Here is a 20,693-nt window from a genome sequence, read left to right on the forward strand (position 1 = left end):
TCATGAAAAAAGTACTGATCCTCGGCGTCAACGGCTTCATCGGCCACCACCTGTCCAAGCGCATCCTGGAGACCACCGACTGGGAGGTCTATGGCATGGACATGCAGACCGAGCGTCTGGGCGACCTGGTCAACCACCCGCGCATGCACTTCTTCGAGGGTGACATCACCATCAACAAAGAGTGGGTCGAGTATCACGTGAAGAAGTGCGACGTGATCCTGCCGCTGGTGGCCATCGCCACGCCGTCGACCTACGTCAAAGACCCGCTGCGCGTATTCGAGCTGGACTTTGAAGCCAACCTGCCGATCGTCCGTTCGGCCGCCAAGTACAAGAAGCACCTGGTCTTCCCGTCGACCTCCGAGGTCTACGGCATGTGCAGCGACTCGGAATTCGATCCGGAAGCCTCGCCGCTGATCTACGGCCCGATCAACAAGCCGCGTTGGATCTACGCGTGCTCGAAGCAGCTGATGGACCGCGTGATCTGGGGCTATGGCATGGAAGGCCTGAACTTCACGCTGTTCCGCCCGTTCAACTGGATCGGCCCGGGCCTGGACTCGATCTACACCCCGAAGGAAGGTTCGTCGCGCGTTGTGACGCAGTTCCTCGGCCACATCGTGCGCGGCGAGAACATCAAGCTCGTCGACGGCGGCAGCCAGAAGCGCGCCTTCACGTATATCGATGACGGCATCGACGCGCTGGTGCGCATCATCGCCAACAAGGATGGCGTGGCCACGGGCAAGATCTACAACATCGGCAATCCGTCGAACAACTACTCGGTGCGCGAGCTGGCCAACATGATGTTGGAGCAAGCCGCCAAGATCGACGAATACAAGGACAGCGCGAAGCAAGTCCAACTGGTGGAAACGACCTCCGGCGCCTACTACGGCAACGGCTACCAGGACGTGCAGAACCGCGTGCCGAAGATCGCCAACACCATGGACGAACTCGGCTGGAAGCCGACCACCACGATGCAGGACGCGCTGGCGAACATCTTCGAAGCGTATCGCATGCACGTGGCCGACGCCCGCAGCCTGGTCGAAGAAGGCAACGGCAACAAGTAAGAAGCAACACCCGCGCAGGTCCATGGCTCTCATCGTTCTCAAGATCGACGTCGACACCCTGCGCGGCACCCGCGAAGGCGTGCCCAATCTCTCGCGCATGCTGCGTGAGCACGAGGCAGGCGCGACCTTCCTCTTCAGCCTCGGCCCGGACCACACCGGCTGGGCGCTGCGCCGGGCATTCCGCCCAGGCTTCCTGAAGAAAGTTTCCCGCACGTCCGTGGTCGAGCACTACGGCCTGCGCACGCTGATGTACGGCGTGCTGCTGCCCGGCCCCGACATCGGCCGCAAGGCTGCCGCAGAGATGCGCGCGATTGCCGAGGCAGGTTTCGAGACCGGCATCCACACGTGGGACCACGTGCTCTGGCAAGACAACGTCCGCGAGCGCGATGCCGCCTGGACGGCCCGCCAGATGGGCGCTTCGCACAAACGTTTTGCTGAGATCTTCGGTCACGCACCTGTCACGCACGGCGCCGCCGGCTGGCAGATGAACGACCACGCTTTCCGCCAGATCGACGCCTGGGGCATGGCCTACGCCTCCGACGGCCGTGGCACGCATCCGTACATCCCGAGCGTTGACGGCCAGGCGCTGAACCACGTGCAGTTGCCGACCACGCTGCCGACGCTGGATGAACTCATCGGCGTGGGTGACATCACCCTCAACAACGTCGCCCGGCACATCCTCAAGATGACCGAGTCCGACCGCGACCAGGTCTTTACCTTGCACGCAGAACTTGAAGGGCAGAAACTCGCCCCGATCTTCCGCGAGTTGCTGCAGGGCTGGCGCGCGCAAGGCCATCGGCTGGCGTCGATGGGCGATTACTACGCAACGCTCGATCGCAGCACCCTCCCCGTTCAGCCCGTCACGTGGGGCGAAGTGGCAGGCCGCAGCGGCAGCTTGATCGTTCAGCCAGCCTGATCTGCTGTTACCAGCGACCGGTAGGCTTCTTGTTTCCCTGTCCACGCGCTTGTAGCCCTCCCGGCGGTTTTCCGGAACACACCATGCCCGTCACCCTCGACAAGCCTCTTCCCGATTTCTCCGCGCCGGCCACCAGCGGCATCACGTTCTCGCCGGCGTCGCAGCATGGCAAGATCGTCGTGCTGTATTTCTATCCGAAGGACAACACGCCCGGCTGCACCACCGAGGCAATGAATTTCCGAGACCAGTACGACGCCTTTGAAGCAGCCGGCGCCGTGGTGTTTGGCATCTCGCGTGACAGCCTGAAGTCGCACGAGAACTTCAAGGCCAAGCTGGAGATGCCTTTCGAGCTGATCTCCGACACCGACGAAGCCGTCTGCAACCTCTTCGACACCATCAAGATGAAGAAGATGTACGGCAAGGACGTGCGCGGTATCGAACGCAGCACCTTCCTGATCGACGCCAAGGGCGTGCTACGTAAGGAATGGCGCGGTGTGAAGGTCCCCAGTCATGTGGACGACGTGCTGGCGGCGGTGCGCGCGCTGTAACCTGCGCCATGCTACCGACGGGCACGAAAGCGCTGCACAGGGCACGCTGACGCTTCCCCAACGGGCAGTTTCGCGTGGCTGCAACGCGGCACTAGACGTCACATGTGACAGATTGCAAATACCAAAAGCTTCCGATACAGTCGGAACCGATGAGTACGAAATCCGGATGCCATTCCGATTGCCCACGACGGTACCGGCGGCCAAGTTGGCCTGATACCGCATCGGCGTTTTCCCCAGCAGCAAGGCTGGGCAGAACGTCCGAATCGTGCAACTTGCTGTGGCGCTCATTGTGGTACTCACCCAGGCCGCCCCACCTCTCGCAGGTCATGGCGGCTTTTTTGTGGCTGTCGTTCATGCGCACCTATGCGCGCTGCGGCGGCCCTTTCCCATGTGTTTTCCACCAGCATCGCCTCGCCATGAGCGGGCGCGGTGTTTCGTCGTTGTTCCCTCCAGAGAGGTAATCTAAGCATGCCGCTGCCGACCATGCCCACCCAGCCAGCCCAATTGCTAGACCCGGCTGAATTCAAGCCTTTCGGCAAAGCCGGAAAGCCCAAGGCGGGTCAGGAACCTCGAAAACCGGTGCCCGCGCTGGAGCGCGAGGCGCTGTCCGAAACTGGCCGTGCACAACCCAAACGCAGCACGGCCCGCGCCCGTTCGGGCGAAGCTTCGCCAATGGCCAAGGAAGACGCCCGCCAGCGCCCGACCATCGCCACCAAGACCGTCGACAGGGTGCCCGCCACCGACAAGTCGACCGAAACCGCGGCCCGCCGCCGCGCCCGTCGCGACGAGGGCCCGACCAAACTGTTCGTGCTCGACACCAACGTGCTGATGCATGATCCGTCGTCGCTATTCCGCTTTGAGGAACACGACGTCTATCTGCCGATGATGACGTTGGAGGAGTTGGACAACCACAAGAAGGGCATGAGCGAAGTCGCGCGCAACGCCCGCACGGTCAGCCGCACGCTCGACCAGTTGGTTGCCGGCACGGACGGCGTGATGGACGAGGGTTTACCGCTCGAAAAACTCGGCAACCGCGATGCGCAAGGGCGCCTGTTCTTCCAGACGCGCCTGAACGACATCAAGCTGCCCGACGGCCTGCCGCAGGGCAAAGCCGACAACCAGATCCTGGGGGTAGTGGCCGCGCTGCAGCAGCAGCGCCCGGATCGCAACGTCGTGCTGGTGTCGAAAGACATCAACATGCGGATCAAGGCGCGCGCACTCGGCCTGCCAGCAGAGGACTATTTCAACGACCGCGTACTGGAAGACACTGACCTGCTCTACAGCGGTGTAATGGCCCTGCCCGCCGATTTCTGGCAAAAGCACGGCAAGAACATCGAGAGCTGGCAGGACCCGAAGACGGGTACGACGTTCTATCGCCTGTCAGGCCCGCTGGTGCCGTCGTTCCTGGTCAACCAGTTCGTCTTCTTGGAGCCGAATGACGGCAGCCTGCCGCTGTACGCGCAGGTCAAGGAGCTGAACGGCAAGACCGCCGTGCTGCAGACGCTCAAGGACTACACGCACCAGAAGAACAACGTCTGGGGCGTGACCGCGCGCAACCGCGAGCAGAACTTCGCGCTGAACCTGCTGATGCATCCGGAGGTGGATTTTGTCACGCTGCTGGGCTCAGCAGGCACGGGCAAGACGCTGCTGGCGCTGGCGGCGGGCCTTGAGCAGGTGCTGGACCAGAAGCTCTACAACGAGATCATCATCACGCGCGCCACGGTGCCCGTGGGTGAAGACATCGGCTTCCTGCCTGGCACGGAAGAAGAGAAGATGCAGCCGTGGATGGGCGCCTTCGACGACAACCTCGAAGTCCTGCAGAAGTCCGACGACAACGCTGGTGAATGGGGCCGCGCTGCCACACAAGAGCTGATCCGCTCGCGCATCAAGGTCAAGAGCATGAACTTCATGCGTGGCCGCACCTTCGTCAACAAGTTCCTCATCATCGACGAGGCACAGAACCTGACGCCCAAGCAGATGAAGACGTTGGTTACGCGCGCGGGCCCGGGCACGAAGATCATCTGCCTGGGGAACATCGCGCAGATCGACACGCCGTATCTGACGGAAGGTTCGTCCGGTCTGACCTACGTGGTGGATCGCTTCAAGGGCTGGAGCCACAGCGGTCACATTACGCTGGCGCGCGGTGAGCGTTCGCGACTCGCAGATCACGCGTCGGACGTGCTGTAACCGCCATACCGCGACGGGTTCGCCCGTCGCAAACCGTTGTGCCACAAGGCCGTGCAATTGCGCGGCCTTTTTCTTGCTGCGCACTTCTTGCCGATCATTCACCTGCAGGAGGCTCGATGATGTTCACGCAGCGAAATCCGCAGTTCCGTACGCGCTCGACATTACCCTGGGTCGCGCTGGCGATGCTGTTGTCCGCCGGCGCGTCCACCGCGCTGGGCAACAACCTCACGCCGCAGACCGCTGGTCAGATCAGCTACGTCTGCGGTGGCGTTGCTCAGGATGAACAACAGGCCTTGAACGCCGAAGCGCGCAACTACAACTTGTCTCTGCTATTCACACAGGGGCCGCGTGGCGAATACCTCGCCGACGTTGACGTTCAAATCACCCGCCATGGCAAGGAAGTGGCAAGTTTCCGCGCCGATGGTCCGCGCTGCCTGATCAAGGCACCACCGGCCAGCTACAACGTCATCGCCACCTACCAAGGCACCACCAAGCGCGTCACCGTGCAGACCGGCAGTACACGGAACGTGCAGCTGAACTGGTAACACCGCCCGCAAACCGCGACGCCATCGGGGCAAATTCCACAGACCCGCGCCCCGCTTGGCGTTGCGCCTCACCAACACGCCGCGTGGCCTGCGTTGGCCCGAATTTGGCATTTCGGGCGCCGAGCGCATAGCATGCGAGCTATCCGGACTTTCCTGATGGCGCATGCAGACGCGGCACAGTTCTCCTCATGGCAACACCCGACTGGCAGGCGCCGCCCTGCTGGCGCTGGTGTGCCTGCTGTCCGCCTGCTCATCGACGCCTACCCGCTCCACCGCCTCCCGCGATACCACCGGGCTGCGCACACGCGGCGCCACGATCAATGATCCGAGCGCAGGGCTGGAGGAAATCTCCATCGAGGCCATGGCGCTGGTCGGCACGCCGTATCGCTACGGTGGCAATACGCCTGACACGGGCTTCGATTGCAGCGGACTCGTGCGCTACGTCGTGCAGCGCGCCGCCTCGGTCAATCTGCCCCGTACCGCTGCTGAGATGGGCCGTCGCGGTACCTCGCTGGAACGCCGTGACGTGGCCTCGGGCGATCTCGTCTTCTTCAACACGACGGGCCAGCCAAACTCGCACGTCGGCATCTACGTTGGCCAGAATCGTTTCGTGCATGCCCCGGCGACCGGTGGCACGGTGCGTCTGGAGGACATGACCAAGTCCTATTGGGCGAGCCGCTACATGGGAGCACGCCGCGTGGTGGCGGTTGGCAATCTGCCGGATGCCCCTGCGCCTGCTGTCGCGCCGATCCCGGCAGCGCCTGCAACACCAGCACGGATGATCGACGACGACCCGCTGGGCGCCCTCGCCCGCGCACGCAGCACACCGTCCAACACCGTACCTGTGGACGACGACCCCATCGCCCGCTTCGCCACGCAGTAGCGCGCCGGCATTCCCAAAACAAAACGCCCACCAATTTGGTGGGCGTTTCGCTTTACGCGTTGGCAATCGATTTACAGCACGTGCCGGCCGATCCACCAGGCAATCGCCGCCATGAACGCGGACGCGGGGATCGTCAGAATCCACGCCCAGACGATGTTGCCGGCGACACCCCAGCGCACGGCCGAAGCCTTCTGCGCCGAGCCCACACCGACGATGGCGCCAGTGATCGTATGCGTGGTCGACACAGGCACGCCCAAGGCTGATGCGAGGAACAGCGTCAGCGCGCCACCGGTTTCAGCGCAGAAACCGCCCACCGGCTTGAGCTTGGTGATCTTCTGCCCCATGGTGCGCACGATGCGCCAGCCGCCCATCAGCGTGCCCAGGCCGATCGCCACATAGCAGCAGACGATGACCCACACCGGCGGCTCCGCAGCCGTGGCCGATGCGTAGCCACCCGCGATCAGCAGCATCCAGATGATGCCGATGGTCTTCTGCGCGTCGTTGCCGCCATGCCCCAGGCTGTACAGCGAAGCCGACAGCAACTGCAGCCGCCGGAACCACCTGTCCACCTTGGATGGCGGCGTTCGGAAGAACAACCACGACACCGCCACCATCAGGATCGACCCGAGAATGAACCCCAGCAGCGGCGAAATCAGGATAAAGGCCACCGTCTTGAGCAGACCGCTCGCGACCAGCGAACCCGTACCGGACTTGGCAACAGCCGCGCCAATCAGACCGCCAATCAGCGCGTGCGATGAGCTAGACGGGATGCCGTAGTACCACGTGATGATGTTCCATGCGATGGCGCCCACCAGCGCCCCGAAAATGACGTAGTGGTCGACGATCGATGGATCGATGGTGTCCCGACCCACCGTCGTTGCCACCTTGAGGTGGAAGATGAAAATGGCGATCACGTTGCAGGCTGCGGCCATCGCCACTGCCTGCTGCGGCTTGAGCACGCCGGTCGACACCACCGTAGCGATGGAGTTGGCCGCATCATGGAAGCCGTTCATGAAGTCGAACACGATGGCCAATCCCACCAGTAGGACGACCACCCAGAGACTGATCTGAAGCGTATGCATGAGGCGTCGTCTCGTCAGGCGTTTTCGAGCACGATGCCTTCGATGATGTTGGCGACATCCTCGCAACGATCGGTGACGCTCTCCAGTTGCTCGTAGATCGCCTTCAGCTTGATCAGCAGCTTGATGTCGTTCTCGGTGCGGAACAGCTTGGCCATGGCGGCGCGCATCACGCGGTCGGCTTCCGATTCGAGGCGATCAATCTCTTGCGCGATGGTCAGGATCTGGCGGCCGTTGTTCATGTCGCTGAGCAGCGCCACGGCCTTGCGGACTTCCTCGCAGCAGGCCACGCAAATGTTAGCGAGCTGGCGCGATTCGTCGGTCACGTTGGTCACGTCGTACAGCGAGATCGTGAGCGACACGTCCTCCATCAGGTCGAGGATGTCGTCCATCGTCGTGATCAGCTTGTGGATCTCGTCGCGATCGAGCGGCGTGATGAAGGTCTTGTGCAGCAGCTCGACCGTGTCATGCGTGATGCGGTCGGCCTTCTTCTCGAAGTTCTGCACATTGCGCGCATGCATTTCTGCATTGGGCAGATCGTTGACCAGCTCCTTGAGCGCATGGGCCGCCTTGACGGCGCACTCGGCGTGCTGGTTGAAGTATTCGAAAAACTTGCCTTCGGTGGGCATGAAGCGACCGAACATGATGATCCTTGAAAACGGAGGAATGCAGACGTCGTAAAAACAGCGCCGGACGGGATCACCGCGGGCGCTGTCATCAAAACGCAATATTTTACCGGAACCAAAGACGTACCAGACGTGGCACGTTGTGGCAGACCGACAAGAAAAACAGATTACGTATCGTTGTCGAAGAAGGCGTTGCCGCCGGTGAAGTTATCGAACTTCGTGTATTCACCCAGGAACGTGAGACGAACCGTACCAATCGGCCCGTTACGCTGCTTACCGATGATGATTTCGGCAGTACCCTTGTCTGGTGAATCCGGGTTATAGACCTGGTCGCGATAGATGAACAGAATCACGTCCGCATCCTGTTCGATAGCGCCGGATTCCCGCAAGTCCGACATCACCGGGCGCTTGTTCGGGCGCTGTTCAAGGCTTCGGTTCAGCTGCGACAGTGCGATCACCGGGCAGTTGAGTTCCTTGGCCAGGCCCTTGAGCGAACGCGAGATTTCCGAGATTTCGGTCGCACGGTTTTCACCACCGCCCGAGCCCGACATCAGCTGCAGGTAATCGATGACGATCAGGCCGAGCTGCCCGCACTGCCGCGCGAGGCGGCGCGAACGTGCACGCAATTCCATTGGGTTCAGCGCGGGCGTTTCATCGATGAAGAGCTGCGCGTCGTTCATCTTCTGGATGGCGTGCGTCAGGCGCGGCCAGTCTTCGTCAAGCAGACGCCCGGTCCGCAAGCGATGCTGGTCCAATCGGCCGACCGAACCCAGCATACGCATGGCGAGCTGCGTGCCCGCCATTTCCATCGAAAACACTGCCACCGGCAGGCCCTGCTCCACGGCCACGTGCTCGCCAATGTTCAGCGAAAACGCGGTCTTACCCATCGACGGACGGCCAGCCACGATGATCAGGTCCCCGCCTTGCATACCGCTGGTCATGCGGTCAAGGTCAACGAAACCCGTCGGCACGCCCGTGATGTCGCTCTGGTTGTCGCGGTGGTACAGCTCGTCGATCCGCTCAACGACCTGCGTCAGCAGCGGTTGAATTTCCAGGAAGCCTTTCTGTCCGCGCGCGCCTTCTTCGGCAATCGCGAACACCTTGGATTCCGCCTCGTCCAGCAGTTGACGCACATCGCGGCCCTGCGGGTTGAAGGCGCCGGCGGAAATCTCATCCGAAATCGTCACCAGCTGGCGCAGCACACCACGGTCACGAACAATCTCGGCATAGCGGCGAATGTTGGCCGCACTCGGCGTGTTCTGCGCCAGCGCGTTCAGATAGGCCAGCCCCCCCACCTCTTCTGCCTTGCCGACGACCTGCAGTTGCTCATACACGGTGATCACGTCAGCCGGCTTGGCCTGCGAGATCAACTTGCCGATGTGATGGAAAATCAGCCGGTGGTCGTAGCGATAAAAATCGCCTTCGTTGATGAAATCGGCAATGCGATCCCAGGCGGCGTTGTCCAGCAGCAGCCCGCCGAGCACCGATTGTTCGGCCTCGATGGAATGCGGGGGCACCTTGAGGGAATCGAGCTGGGGATCGGAGGGCGCGTTCATGGCGGGATTATAGCGGCGCTGCTCGGTCTTCAATCTGAACCCCTGACACAAATGACAACAAAAAAAGGCAGAGACTTTCGTCCCTGCCTTCTTGACTCGCGCTGGCCGATTGCCCGGACGGCAGCGAGGTGCAGCGTACGTGCTTAGACGGTCTCGCCTTGCACCGATACGTTCACGTCGACTGCCACATCGGTGTGCAGCGACACGACGACCGCGTGGTCGCCCGTGGTCTTCAGCGGGCCATTCGGCAGACGCACTTGCGCCTTCTCGACCTTGAAGCCTTGCGCAACCAGTGCGTCAGCGATGTCGTGGTTGGTGACGGAGCCGAACAGACGACCATCCACACCAGCCTTTTGCGACAGTTGCAGCGTCAGGCCGTTCAGCTTTTCGCCTTCGGCTTGTGCAGCGGCCAGCTTTTCAGCGGCCAGCTTTTCCAGCTCAGCGCGGCGAGCTTCGAATTCCTTGATCGCCGAAGCCGTTGCACGGCGTGCTTGCTTTTGGGGGATCAGGAAGTTACGGGCGTAACCGTCCTTCACACGCACCACGTCGCCCAGGTTACCCAGGTTGATGACTTTTTCCAGCAGAATGACTTGCATCGTTTTTCTCCTTATCCGCGCCGATTACTTCTTGTGCTGATCGGTGTACGGCATCAGCGCGAGGAAACGCGCGCGCTTGATGGCCGTATCGAGCTGGCGCTGATAAATCGCGCGCGTGCCGGTCAGGCGGGCCGGAGTGATCTTGCCGTTCTCGCCGATGAAGTCCTTGAGCGTTTCGACATCCTTGTAGTCGATTTGCTCAACGCCTGCCACGGTGAAGCGGCAGAACTTCTTGCGCTTGAACAGCGGGTTTTGCTGCGTGAAGCGCTTCTTGTTCTTCGCGTCGCGCTGCTTCTTGTTCATGAATGCCATGATTCAATCCTTTACGAATACGTTACATCCGGAGATGTGAAAGACCAGTGCCTTGCTGCTGCGGTGCTTGCGAGCCAGGAATCCAACGCAATCCAGGACGGTGCCCGGCGCGATGCGGTCCAGAACGGAGGCCATCTTGCCGGCACCCAGCGCTTCGATCGAAAACTCGACCTGTCGCGCCGTCTGCGCTTCCATCGCTTGCCCGCTGTAGGTCAGCAAGCAATTGACGATGGGCACGCCGGCTGGGGTGTATCGCATCACCTCGCGCTCGACCAATGTGGCGACGAGCTGCAGGCGGTTGATGGCGTTGTCCCCGGGGTTTCCGTTCATGCTCGCGGCGCGTGATCAAACGGTCGCCGCACCGCGCGGCATTAGGCGGCCTGTTCGGTCTGAGCGGCGGCCTTCTTGGCCTCTTCGCGTGCCACTTCCTTCATCATCGGCGACGGAGCCGTTTCAGCCTTCTTGGTCTGAACGATGAGGTGACGCAGCACAGCGTCGTTGAACTTGAACGCGTGCTCGAGCTCAGCCAGGGTTTCCTTGCCGCACTCGATGTTCATGCACACGTAGTGAGCCTTGGCCAGCTTCTGGATCATGTAGGCCAGTTGACGACGGCCCCAGTCCTCGACGCGGTGCACTTGGCCGCCTTGCGTGGTGACCGTGCTCTTGTAGCGCTCGATCATCGCAGGCACTTGCTCGCTCTGGTCCGGATGGACGATGAAGACGATTTCGTAATGACGCATTGACGCTCCTTGTGGATTAAGCCGCCCGGGCGTCACACTCCGGTGCAGCAAGGTTGGTTAGCTTGCCATTATACGCAGGCTTTGGCGATTTTTTCAATACCGATCAATGACTTGCTGCAGGGAGGCAGTTTCTGCCTGAGCACGCCCCGCCGCGAGAAGCAGCATCAGCAGCACGCGCGCCTTGTACGGATTGAGCGTGCCCGTGGAGGCCCAGCCCTGCCCATTGGGTTGCGCGGGCACGACGCCCGCGCCGGTACGTGTCGAACGCAGCACAAACACGCCTTGCTGGCTAGCGCGCTCAAGTGCGGCCTCGAGATTCGTGTGAATCGAGCCCGCACCAGTGGCCGCAATCACCAGCCCCTTCACGCCGGCCGCGACCAGCGTATCGACCAGTCGCGCATCCGGCTGCGCATAGCTCGCCAGCACCTCGACCCACGGCCATTGACCCGCCTGCGGCATCGGCAGCACGTCAGCCGATGCTGGGCGCTGGGTCGCGCGCGAAAACTGCACCTGCGTGTCCAGCACAAAACCCACCGGACCACTATCGGGCGAGACAAACGCCTCCACCGCGTAGGTGTGCCCCTTCTGTACGTCACGTGCCGCATGCACGCGCTGATTGAGCGCCACCAGCACACCGCGCCCCCGCGAGGCCGGACTGGCCGCCAGTCGCACGGCGTTCAGCAGGTTCAGCGGACCATCCGCCGACAGCGAGGTCGACGGCCGCATCGCGGCGGTCACAACGATGGGCACATCGGTCTGCTGCGTCAGGTGCAGCAGCATGGCCGTCTCTTCGAGCGTATCCGTGCCGTGTGTGATGACCACGCCATCCACGCGCTCGACGTCGATCCAGTGGCGGATGCGCGCGACCAGTCTCTCCCACACATCGAAGGTCAGGTCTTTGCTATCAATCTGTGCGACCTGCTCGGCGCGCACATTGGCAATGCGCTCCAACCCAAGCTTGCTGGCGGCAAGCAATTGATCGATGGGCACAGCGCCGGCACGGTAGCGGGCGGCAGCGCCAGCATCATCAGCGGACCCAGCGATCGTGCCGCCGGTAGCGAGGATAGCAATGGTAGGCAAGGACATCGTTGCGAACATGCGTGGTGGACGAGGCGCGCATTGTATCCGCGCGCCCCTCCTTTGCCGACGCGGGATTGCCCTTGGGCAAGCGCTAAAGCAAAACGCCGGCACTCAGGCCGGCGTTTGCAACAGAAGCAGCGGCGCTTACTTCTCGACGAAGGCGCGTTCGATCACGTAGTCACCGGCCTCACCCATGCGCGGCGAAATCTTGAAACCACGCGCATCGAGCAGCTTGCAGGTGTCTTCCAGCATGGCTGGGCTGCCGCAGATCATGGCGCGATCCACGGCCGGGTCCATCGGCGGCAGGCCAATGTCGGCGGATAGCTTGCCGTTGTCCACGAGGTCCGTCAGGCGGCCCATGTTGCGGAACGGCTCGCGCGTGACGGTCGGGTAATAGATCAGCTTCTCACGCACCTGGTCGCCGAAGAATTCGTTGTTCGGCAGTTCGCTGGTGATGAAGTCGGCATAGGCCAACTCGCTCACTTGGCGCACGCCGTGCAGCAGCACGACCTTTTCGAAGCGCTCGTAGGTATCCGGGTCCTGGATGATGCTCATGAACGGCGCCAGACCAGTGCCGGTACCGAACAGGTAGAGGTTCTTGCCAGGCAGCAGGTCATCCAGCACGAGCGTGCCGACCGGCTTCTTGCTCACCAGCAGCTTGTCGCCCACTTTCAGGTGCTGCAGGCGCGAAGTGAGCGGGCCGTTCTGGACCTTGATACTGAAGAACTCCAGATGCTCTTCGTAGTTCGGGCTGGCAATGCTGTAGGCACGCATCAGCGGCTTGCCCTCGACTTCCAGGCCGATCATAACGAAGTGGCCGTTGTGGAAGCGCAGCGCCTGGTCGCGCGTGGTCTTGAAGCTGAACAGGGAGTCGTTCCAGTGATGGACGCTCAGAACGGTCTCTTGATTGAATGCGGACATGGTGACGTTTGGCCAGCCCAACGAGGTTCAATCGGGCTATGTGGCAGTGCAAAATACGGTCAAGGCCTTGATTTTATGCGATTCCCCTCAGCCGCGCCTGTATGGATTGCGCATAAGCTTCTAACCAGCCGCACAGGTTTTGACTTGGGTCAGAGGCTGCGGCGCACCCGCGCAACATGCCGCAACGAAATCACTTGCGCTTCCCGCGTCACTGTATAAAATCACAGCACCTGTTCAAATATACAGTACGCCAATGGCCACCCTCACCCCCCGCCAGCAGCAGATCTACGACCTGATCCGCCAGACGATCCAGCGCACCGGCTTTCCGCCCACCCGCGCTGAGATTGCCGCGGAGTTTGGTTTCTCGTCGCCCAATGCCGCTGAAGAACATCTGCGGGCGCTGGCGCGCAAAGGCGTGATCGAACTGACGCCTGGCGCCTCGCGCGGCATCCGGCTACGTGCAATGGGCGATGACGCCAGCCAGCATCAGTTCTCGCTGCCGTCGATGGGCCTGATGCAATTGACGTTGCCGCTGGTTGGCCGTGTGGCTGCCGGTAGCCCGATCCTGGCCGCCGAACATATTGATCGGCAGTACCAAGTCGATCCGTCACTGTTCTCGGCCCAACCGGACTTCCTGCTGAAAGTGCGCGGCATGAGCATGCGCGACGCCGGCATCCTGGATGGCGACCTGCTGGCCGTGCAGCGCGCGACTGAAGCCTCCAACGGCAAGATTGTCGTTGCTCGCCTGGGTGACGACGTCACGGTCAAGCGCTTCCAGCGCAAGGGCCGTCATGTTGAGTTGATTGCCGAGAATCCAGACTTTGAGCCGATCCACGTCGATCTGGATCGCGACGAGTTTCATCTGGAGGGCTTGGCTGTCGGCCTGATCCGACCAGCCGCCCCGTAAGCCTGAGGCGCTCGCGCGCCGCTTTCCCTTGTTGCTTGCCCTACCCGGAGGTGAGCCGTCGGCTCGCCGGGGCAGAGTCTTGCCGCCCGCTTTTTCACCCGAACTCACGAGGTCTGCCATGCGACTCGGATCGATGTCTTCCCGCCGCCCGGTGCATCCGGTGCCCTACCGCCAAACCCAGGGCGTGCGCATCTATCAGGGGGAACAACGCCGCACGATGGTCGGGAGCATGGCCGCGATCTGCCGCATGCTGGACGCCATTCCGACAGCGGCACGCCCGGCTGGCGCCGAACACTATTGATGCCAGTGCGTCACCTAGTGGCCCCGATCAGGGCATTCCCCAATGCTGCCGCCGCAACTGATTTCATACACTGGCCGGGCCCTGAGGACAGGGCTTTCTTCAACTGATTTTCGGCCCGCCATTTGTGCGGGCTGTTTTTTCAGTCCGCATGTTGATGCAGCGCCACATTCGCGAATGTTTCGCTGGCAAAACGGACGTTTACCCGGATTTTGTTTGGCGTGCGTGACAGTAGTATTGCTAGTGCCCTCAGGGGCAATTGAGATCGCTGAATTCGAAGCCCGCAGATTGCGGGCTTTTTTTTGCGCCGCAACCCACCACCCAGCATCTACACGCTGCCAGCTTTCTCCACCACGAGAATCCGCGCCGCACCGCGTGGATGCGCTACGTGCTCGCAGCCAATGCCCGCAAAGAAGATGTCACCCGGCTCAAGCACCGCAACCTTCTCCGCGCCAGCCTCTCGATAGCGCATGTCGACGGTACCGTCGAGCACCACGAAGACCTCCTCACCATCGTTCACGTGCCAGCGATACGGCTGATCGGTCCAATGCAGGCGCGTCGTGATGCCACCCATATTGGCGATGTCGAGCGCACCCCAGGCGCGCTCTGCGGTGAACGACTTGGCGCGGATGATCTTCATGGCGATCGTGCGACGTTTATTGCATCGACGGCAGGTTGCCGATGCGCACCAGCATCTCGGTGAACATCTGCATATCGAGGTCGAGATCCGGCACTTCCTTGTACTCGTTGGCGTTGTGTGCGGTGTACTTCTTGCCGGGCATGGCCGGACCGAAGTTGATCGCGTTCGGCATCAGCTTGGCGGTGGTGCTGCCGGCAGTCGGCACAGGCTTGGCGTCCAGACCCGTCGTGTCGCCGTAGATGTTGAGCAGCGTCGACAACCACGCGCCCTTCGGATCGCGTGCCATCCAGTTGCCCTGGTCGTGGTTGATTTCCAGCGCGACGTGGTTGGCGTTGGCCCATGCATTGATCTTGCCGGCAATCTCGCCGCGCAGTGCGTCGGGCGTCTTGCCACGCGGCATGCGCACGTTGGCAGTCACCTCCACGCGGCCGTTCTTGTCGCCGATCACGGTAGGCGAGATGGTGAGCGGGCCCATGAAATCGTCCTTGTAGGCGACGCCGATAGTGTTGCCCAGGTAGTCGGTGCCGTAGAGATCGGTCAGGTAGCGCACGGCATGGGCGTAGGCATTGTCGGCCAGCCCCAGATCCGCCGCGCGCAGGAACAGCGCCAGGCGCGGTAGCGGATTCACGCCCTCTTCCGGGCGCGAGCCGTGCGCCGAGGTACCAGTAACCTTCACGACGATGCTGTCTACGTTGCGCGTGATGTCGATCGAGAATTTGCCCTGCGCTGCCAGGCTGCTCACAAAGGCATCGCGCTTGGCTTCGAGCGCGGCGGCAGCTACGCCCAGATCGCCGCCCTTGAGCGTGGCCGTCGCCGTCTGCGGGATGGAGCTGGCCGATGCCGCACCGGTCATCGAAACGATCGCCGTACGCGCGGCATCCCCAGCCTGCGCGGGGAAGAACACCTTGAGTGCACCTGTACCCTTCTCAGCCACCACGGCCGGGTACTTGCTATCGAGCACGATGTTGTATGCAGGCAATTGCGTGCGCTCGCGGTAGTACTTCATGCCATCGCCGCCGGTTTCTTCGGTGGTCTCGATCATCAGGCGGATCGTGCGTGCGAGCGGCACGCCGCTGTCCTTGACCGTCTTCATGGCGTACAGCGCGGCGGCAATCGAGCCCTTGTCGTCAATGGTGCCGCGACCGTATAGCAGGCTGCCCACGCGCGTGACCTTGAAGGGATCGAGCTTGGTGCCATCGCTGAGCACCCATTCTTCAGCCTTGGCGGGCACGACGTCGGCGTGCGTCAGGATGCCGAATTCATCTGAGCCAGTGCCGGGCAGCGTGACTTCGAACACGCGGTTGTCGACGTTGCGGAATTTCAGGCCGAAGTCGTTGGCCATGCCCTCGATAAGCTTGCCAAATGCCACGATGGCGGGGTTCTCGTGCTGCGGGATCTTGTCGTCGCGCACCGTGGGCAGCGCGACCATCTTCTCGATCGAACCGATCACGGCCTGCTGATTGTGCAGGCGGTTGTACACGCCAAGCAGGCGGCCGATGTTGACGAGGTCATCACCGGTCAGCGTAGCCTTCTTTTGATACGCAGCAACGCTGCCCGCAACCTGCGGATCGGCCTTGGCTGCGGCAGCAAGGAAACTGTTGAGGTCAGCCGAGGCCTTGGATTGTTCGGCCACAACCAGCGCGTCGAGCTGAGGTTTCTGGAGCGTGGCAGCAAAAGCGCCGGCACCAAACGCGAGCGACAAAGCGACCGTCAGCGAAGACAGGCCCATATGGACAGTGCGTTGCATTGAAACGTTTCCGAAAAAGGCGAAGGCGCCATCATAGGGGCGATGCCTGACGCGCGCATTGTGCAGCGCCGCAACCCCGGCTTCGCGGACCGCGCAGCGATGCGGTTATGCTTGAATCTTTCCCAGGAGGCTCGCCGCATGGAACCGTGTCTGGACACTGCCCCCACCCTGCTCGAGGTGCTGGAGGAACTGCGCAAGCGCGAACCCATCTTCCACCGCCCGGAGTTCGGCACCCGCCGCGAAGATTTCGAGCGCATGACAACGGAGGATTTCTGGGAAGTCGGCGCTTCGGGCCAACGCTACAGCCGCAGCTATGTGCTCGGCGTGCTGGATGCCCGGCACGGGCACATCGGGGAGGAATTCTGGCAAACGCGTGACTTCCGCTGCCAGGAGATCGCGCCGGACAACTACCTGCTCACCTACACGCTGGTGCAATCGAATCGCACGACACGGCGGTCAACACTTTGGCGACGCACGATGGATGGCTGGAAGGTCGTGTACCACCAGGGAACCATCGTGGCAGATGCCTGAACGCAAAAAAGCCCGCAAGAAGCGGGCTTTTCTACAAATCTTTGGGGTGACCGATGGGATTCGAACCCACGACAACCAGAATCACAATCTGGGACTCTACCAACTGAGCTACGGCCACCATTGTACGAACAGCTTGAACTGATTGCTGCCCGACGAAAAACGAGATTATACAAACATTCTTCCGGCGTGACTAGGGGGTGGCGCAATTTATGCGGTGACCGCCTCCTCGCCCGACTCCTCACCACGCCGAAGGTAGGCTCGCGCCTCATCAAACAACGCATGCGCATCGGCTAGCGTCTTGACGCGGCCGAGCGCCTTGGAGTCCGACAGCACCCGCCGCCAGCCACGCGCCCCCGCCACGCCGCGATACAACCCCAGCATGTGCCGCACCGCTCCACCCGCGTAACCACCACGCTCCACCCAGCGGCCGACGTAGGCAATCATTGCGTCCTCCACCTCGGCGCGCGTGAGGGCTTGCGTGCCGGCATCGTAGTAGCGCGCGTCAAACGCAGCCATCAGGTGCGGGTGGTGATACGCCTCGCGGCCGATCATCACGCCGTCGACATGCTCCAGGTGCGTGTCGATCTGCTCCAGCGTCTGCACACCGCCATTGAGCAGGATCTCCAGATGCGGGAAATCACGCTTGAGCTGGTAGACCACCTCGTAGCGCAGCGGCGGAATCTCGCGGTTTTCCTTCGGGCTCAAACCCTTCAGGATGGCGTTGCGCGCGTGGACTATGAAGGTCTCGCAACCGGCCTCGGCGATGGTGCCGACGAAATCGCGTACGAAATCGTAGGTTTCGATGGCATCGATGCCAATGCGGTGCTTGACCGTGACTGGAATCGACACGGCGTCGCGCATCGCCTTGACGCCTTCGGCCACCAGCTTCGGTTCGGCCATCAAGCACGCGCCGAACGCACCACGCTGCACGCGCTCGGAGGGGCAGCCGCAGTTGAGGTTGATCTCTTTGTAACCCCACTGCTCGCCCAGGCGCGCGGCCTTGGCCAGATCATCGGGCTCGCTGCCGCCTAGCTGCAATGCGACGGGATGCTCTACCTCGTCGAAATCGAGATGGCGCGGCACGTCGCCGTGCAGCAGCGCGCCCGTCGTCACCATTTCCGTGTAGAGCCAGGTATGGCGGCTGATCTGGCGGTGGAAGTAGCGGCAATGCCTATCCGTCCAGTCCATCATCGGGGCAACGGACAGGCGGCGCGGGTTCGGCGTAGGGCGTTCAGCAGTCACAGCAAAATCAACAGTTCAATTCAGGCGCGCAGTTTACCGGTTTCTAGTCCGACAACCCCAGCAGCGGATGCTGCTCTCGGCGCCACGGCGAGACAAAGAACGCGGCCACTTCATCGTCACGCACGCTATCGATACCGGTGTGCTTCCACTTGGGCGCGTGGTCCTTGTCGACGGCCAGCGCGCGGATGCCTTCGATGCCATCACCCTCAGCAAACACGTGGGTCATCATGTCCAGCTCGCGGCGCAGTTCATCGGCCAGCGTGGTGTGACCGCCGCGGCGGATCAACTCCAGCGTCACGGCCATCATCAGCGGCGAGCGCTTGGCCATGTGCGCGGCGGTCTGCGCAGCCCACCCGGCATCGGTACTGCCAGCCAGATCGGCCAGGATGCCTTGCACGGTGTCCTGGCTGAAACATGCGTCGATCGCCTCGCGGTGCGGGATGACGATCGCCTTGGCTGCATCCGGCTCCGATGCAGCGTCCGTAAAGCACGCGGCGATCTGCTCGGCGTTGCGCCACGTGCCATCGCGCAGGCGCTGGACAACGGCAGCCAGGGCATCCGTTGTGACATGGCAATCAGCCAGGCCCACTGACAGCGCATCCGCCGCTTCGATCATCTGCCCCGTCACGCCCAGGTATTCGCCCACATGACCCGGCACACGTGCCAGGAACCAGCCGCCGCCCACATCCGGGAACAGGCCGATGTTGGTCTCGGGCATCGCCATCTTCGTGCGCTCGGTGACCACGCGCAGCGATGCACCCTGCGAGATGCCCATGCCGCCGCCCATCACTACGCCGTCCATCAGGGCGATATAGGGCTTGGCATAGCTGAAGATCAGGTGGTTGAGGCGGTATTCCTCGGTGAAGAACGTGACGAGCTGCGGGTCTCCGGACGTGGCGGCGCGGTGGAAGAAGCGAATGTCGCCGCCGGCGCACAGTGCCTTGCCGCCTTCGCCGCGGAGGATGATGGCATGCACTTCGGGATCGTGCTGCCAGGCCAGCAGCGCATGCGACAGCGCACGGATCATCTCCAGCGACAGCGCATTGAGCGCCTGCGGCCGATTCAGCGTCAGCCAGCCGATGCCGCCGCGTACTTCGGCGATCACGTTGAGTTGCACATCAGCTTGGGGCGCAGTCGAAACGGTGGATTCCATGTCTCTATGTTGTGTTTTGGGAATGACGGGTCGCACTGTACACGACGTGCCATTCAAGCGAGGAAGGGCTCTAGCCCGCCCCCTTTCGCGACGCGGGTGTTGGGCGTATATCTGCGAGTTGGAGACAACACACATCACAACAATCAGATGAACCCTGCCAACGGCGCCCCCGGCGCGTCCAGTTTCGACCCCGGCCTGATCCTGCTGGCCTTCGCACCGGTCTTCCTGCTGACCATCGGCGCAGAGGCTTGGTACTGGCGCAAACGCGATCCAGCCGTCTACAGCCTCAAGGACACCGTTTCAAACGCCTGCCTCGCACTCATGCACCAGGCATCAGACGCGTTCTTCCTGTGGCTGATGATCAAGACGGTCTATTCGTGGACGTACAGCCATGGCCTGCGCGCAGTGCCCGAGACGTGGTGGTCATTCGCCCTGCTCTTGCTGCTGCAGGACTTTCTCTACTACTTCTTCCACCGCGCCAGCCACCGCGTGCGCTGGATGTGGGCGTCGCACGTGACGCATCACTCGTCGGAGGGCATGAATTTCTCGACCGCGTTCCGGCAGAGCCTGACCTATCCGATCTCGGGGATGTGGCTGTTCTGGATTCCACTCGCGTGGATCGGCTTCACGCCCGACTGGGTGATCCTGGCCGTCGGCCTGAACCTGGCATTCCAGTTCTTTGTGCATACGCGGCTGGGTGCGCTGGATTCGCGCTACGCAGGCTTCTGGCGCTGGCTGGGGCAGTATGTGAATACGCCGTCCGTGCATCGCGTGCACCACGCCAAAAACCCGCAATACATTGACCGCAACTACGCCGGCGTGCTGACCGTCTGGGATCGTATGTTCGGCAGCTTCGTGCCTGAGGAAGAAGCGCCCACCTTCGGCATCACGCGGCAAGTCCACACGCACAACCCGATCACCCTCACCTTTCATGAATGGCGCGATATGTGGGCGGACGTGTTTCGCGATCGGGACATCCGCTATCTGTGGAAGCCGCCCGAGTGGCGCAGCCCGCGTTCGGCGGCAACGGCAGAACCGAGCAGTATCGGCTCACCTTCCTGAGCACAACGCACCAAAACAAAACGCCCCGAAACCTCGGGGCGTTTTTGTTGGCAGATCGACTGG

24 protein-coding genes and 1 tRNA gene are annotated in these 20,693 nt (G+C 62.1%); 10 read left to right on the forward strand and 15 right to left on the reverse strand.

Going from position 1 to position 20,693, the window contains the following annotated elements; genetic code table 11:
• Positions 1-2 precede the first annotated feature (2 nt).
• The 3 genes from V6657_RS09570 to V6657_RS09580 all read left to right on the forward strand — a co-directional run bounded on the left by V6657_RS09570 (position 3) and on the right by V6657_RS09580 (position 2,525).
• Positions 3-1,061, forward strand: a complete 1,059-nt coding sequence (locus V6657_RS09570; protein WP_053166299.1) for a bifunctional UDP-4-keto-pentose/UDP-xylose synthase — start codon at positions 3-5, stop codon at positions 1,059-1,061.
• 22 nt (positions 1,062-1,083) lie between these two features.
• A complete protein-coding gene (locus tag V6657_RS09575) occupies positions 1,084-1,977 on the forward strand; it encodes a 4-deoxy-4-formamido-L-arabinose-phosphoundecaprenol deformylase (RefSeq protein ID WP_048932210.1) in 894 nt (297 codons plus the stop codon).
• A gap of 83 nt (positions 1,978-2,060) precedes the next feature.
• On the forward strand, positions 2,061-2,525 hold the full coding sequence (locus tag V6657_RS09580; protein WP_048932209.1) for a peroxiredoxin: 465 nt from the start codon (positions 2,061-2,063) through the stop codon (positions 2,523-2,525).
• Positions 2,526-2,616: 91 nt separating this feature from the next.
• Here V6657_RS09580 and V6657_RS09585 read toward each other — a convergent pair whose 3' ends face one another.
• Positions 2,617-2,880 (reverse strand): hypothetical protein, encoded by a 264-nt coding sequence (locus tag V6657_RS09585; protein ID WP_137884624.1) that lies wholly within the window; start codon positions 2,878-2,880, stop codon positions 2,617-2,619.
• Between the two features lie 113 nt (positions 2,881-2,993).
• Between V6657_RS09585 and V6657_RS09590 the strand changes: the two genes are divergently transcribed.
• The 3 genes from V6657_RS09590 to V6657_RS09600 all read left to right on the forward strand — a co-directional run bounded on the left by V6657_RS09590 (position 2,994) and on the right by V6657_RS09600 (position 6,140).
• Positions 2,994-4,712: a PhoH family protein gene (locus tag V6657_RS09590; RefSeq protein ID WP_048932208.1), complete on the forward strand. Its 1,719-nt coding sequence runs from the start codon at positions 2,994-2,996 to the stop codon at positions 4,710-4,712.
• A gap of 119 nt (positions 4,713-4,831) precedes the next feature.
• The gene (locus V6657_RS09595) at positions 4,832-5,257 is read left to right on the forward strand and encodes a hypothetical protein (protein WP_048932362.1); all 426 of its coding nucleotides are present in this window, start codon (positions 4,832-4,834) and stop codon (positions 5,255-5,257) included.
• A 163-nt stretch (positions 5,258-5,420) separates the two neighbouring features.
• Entirely contained in the window at positions 5,421-6,140 is a 720-nt protein-coding gene (locus V6657_RS09600; RefSeq protein ID WP_048932207.1) for a C40 family peptidase, read from the forward strand.
• 71 nt (positions 6,141-6,211) lie between these two features.
• Here V6657_RS09600 and V6657_RS09605 read toward each other — a convergent pair whose 3' ends face one another.
• From V6657_RS09605 to V6657_RS09645, 9 genes are all read right to left on the reverse strand, one after another.
• Complete coding sequence (locus V6657_RS09605) at positions 6,212-7,222, reverse strand: inorganic phosphate transporter (protein WP_048932206.1); 1,011 nt, start codon at positions 7,220-7,222, stop codon at positions 6,212-6,214.
• A gap of 14 nt (positions 7,223-7,236) precedes the next feature.
• Positions 7,237-7,863 carry a DUF47 domain-containing protein gene (locus V6657_RS09610; RefSeq protein WP_048932205.1) on the reverse strand — a complete coding sequence of 209 codons (627 nt, stop codon included), beginning with the start codon at positions 7,861-7,863 and terminating at the stop codon, positions 7,237-7,239.
• A 149-nt stretch (positions 7,864-8,012) separates the two neighbouring features.
• Positions 8,013-9,401, reverse strand: coding sequence for a replicative DNA helicase (locus V6657_RS09615; RefSeq protein WP_048932204.1), 1,389 nt, complete (start codon positions 9,399-9,401; stop codon positions 8,013-8,015).
• Between the two features lie 143 nt (positions 9,402-9,544).
• The gene (rplI, locus tag V6657_RS09620) at positions 9,545-9,997 is read right to left on the reverse strand and encodes a 50S ribosomal protein L9 (RefSeq protein WP_048932203.1); all 453 of its coding nucleotides are present in this window, start codon (positions 9,995-9,997) and stop codon (positions 9,545-9,547) included.
• A gap of 24 nt (positions 9,998-10,021) precedes the next feature.
• Positions 10,022-10,309 (reverse strand): 30S ribosomal protein S18, encoded by a 288-nt coding sequence (gene rpsR, locus V6657_RS09625; protein WP_048932202.1) that lies wholly within the window; start codon positions 10,307-10,309, stop codon positions 10,022-10,024.
• A gap of 3 nt (positions 10,310-10,312) precedes the next feature.
• Positions 10,313-10,639, reverse strand: a complete 327-nt coding sequence (priB, locus tag V6657_RS09630; protein ID WP_048932201.1) for a primosomal replication protein N — start codon at positions 10,637-10,639, stop codon at positions 10,313-10,315.
• A gap of 41 nt (positions 10,640-10,680) precedes the next feature.
• A complete protein-coding gene (rpsF, locus tag V6657_RS09635; RefSeq protein WP_039595966.1) occupies positions 10,681-11,049 on the reverse strand; it encodes a 30S ribosomal protein S6 in 369 nt (122 codons plus the stop codon).
• Between the two features lie 93 nt (positions 11,050-11,142).
• The gene (locus tag V6657_RS09640) at positions 11,143-12,135 is read right to left on the reverse strand and encodes an asparaginase (protein ID WP_048932361.1); all 993 of its coding nucleotides are present in this window, start codon (positions 12,133-12,135) and stop codon (positions 11,143-11,145) included.
• A 138-nt stretch (positions 12,136-12,273) separates the two neighbouring features.
• A complete protein-coding gene (locus V6657_RS09645; protein WP_048932200.1) occupies positions 12,274-13,050 on the reverse strand; it encodes a ferredoxin--NADP reductase in 777 nt (258 codons plus the stop codon).
• Positions 13,051-13,303: 253 nt separating this feature from the next.
• Here V6657_RS09645 and lexA point away from each other — a divergent pair, with 253 nt between their 5' ends.
• Together lexA and V6657_RS09655 are read left to right on the forward strand one after the other, a co-directional pair.
• Positions 13,304-13,957, forward strand: a complete 654-nt coding sequence (lexA, locus tag V6657_RS09650; protein WP_048932199.1) for a transcriptional repressor LexA — start codon at positions 13,304-13,306, stop codon at positions 13,955-13,957.
• Between the two features lie 118 nt (positions 13,958-14,075).
• Complete coding sequence (locus V6657_RS09655; protein ID WP_048932198.1) at positions 14,076-14,258, forward strand: hypothetical protein; 183 nt, start codon at positions 14,076-14,078, stop codon at positions 14,256-14,258.
• Between the two features lie 325 nt (positions 14,259-14,583).
• Here V6657_RS09655 and V6657_RS09660 read toward each other — a convergent pair whose 3' ends face one another.
• Together V6657_RS09660 and V6657_RS09665 are read right to left on the reverse strand one after the other, a co-directional pair.
• Positions 14,584-14,895, reverse strand: coding sequence for a cupin domain-containing protein (locus tag V6657_RS09660; RefSeq protein ID WP_048932197.1), 312 nt, complete (start codon positions 14,893-14,895; stop codon positions 14,584-14,586).
• Positions 14,896-14,911: 16 nt separating this feature from the next.
• Positions 14,912-16,642 (reverse strand): dipeptidase, encoded by a 1,731-nt coding sequence (locus tag V6657_RS09665; RefSeq protein WP_048932196.1) that lies wholly within the window; start codon positions 16,640-16,642, stop codon positions 14,912-14,914.
• A gap of 138 nt (positions 16,643-16,780) precedes the next feature.
• Between V6657_RS09665 and V6657_RS09670 the strand changes: the two genes are divergently transcribed.
• Positions 16,781-17,173, forward strand: coding sequence for a DUF4440 domain-containing protein (locus tag V6657_RS09670; protein WP_048932195.1), 393 nt, complete (start codon positions 16,781-16,783; stop codon positions 17,171-17,173).
• Between the two features lie 42 nt (positions 17,174-17,215).
• Here V6657_RS09670 and V6657_RS09675 read toward each other — a convergent pair.
• The 3 genes from V6657_RS09675 to V6657_RS09685 form a co-directional block, all read right to left on the reverse strand.
• Positions 17,216-17,291: transfer RNA gene (locus V6657_RS09675), tRNA-His, on the reverse strand.
• Between the two features lie 89 nt (positions 17,292-17,380).
• Entirely contained in the window at positions 17,381-18,364 is a 984-nt protein-coding gene (gene dusA, locus V6657_RS09680) for a tRNA dihydrouridine(20/20a) synthase DusA (protein ID WP_048932194.1), read from the reverse strand.
• A gap of 94 nt (positions 18,365-18,458) precedes the next feature.
• Entirely contained in the window at positions 18,459-19,568 is a 1,110-nt protein-coding gene (locus tag V6657_RS09685; RefSeq protein ID WP_048932193.1) for an enoyl-CoA hydratase/isomerase family protein, read from the reverse strand.
• 147 nt (positions 19,569-19,715) lie between these two features.
• Here V6657_RS09685 and V6657_RS09690 point away from each other — a divergent pair, with 147 nt between their 5' ends.
• Positions 19,716-20,630 (forward strand): sterol desaturase family protein, encoded by a 915-nt coding sequence (locus tag V6657_RS09690; RefSeq protein ID WP_048932192.1) that lies wholly within the window; start codon positions 19,716-19,718, stop codon positions 20,628-20,630.
• The last annotated feature ends 63 nt before the right edge of the window (positions 20,631-20,693 follow it).

This window comes from Ralstonia sp. RRA, assembly GCF_037023145.1.
Lineage (GTDB): Bacteria > Pseudomonadota > Gammaproteobacteria > Burkholderiales > Burkholderiaceae > Ralstonia.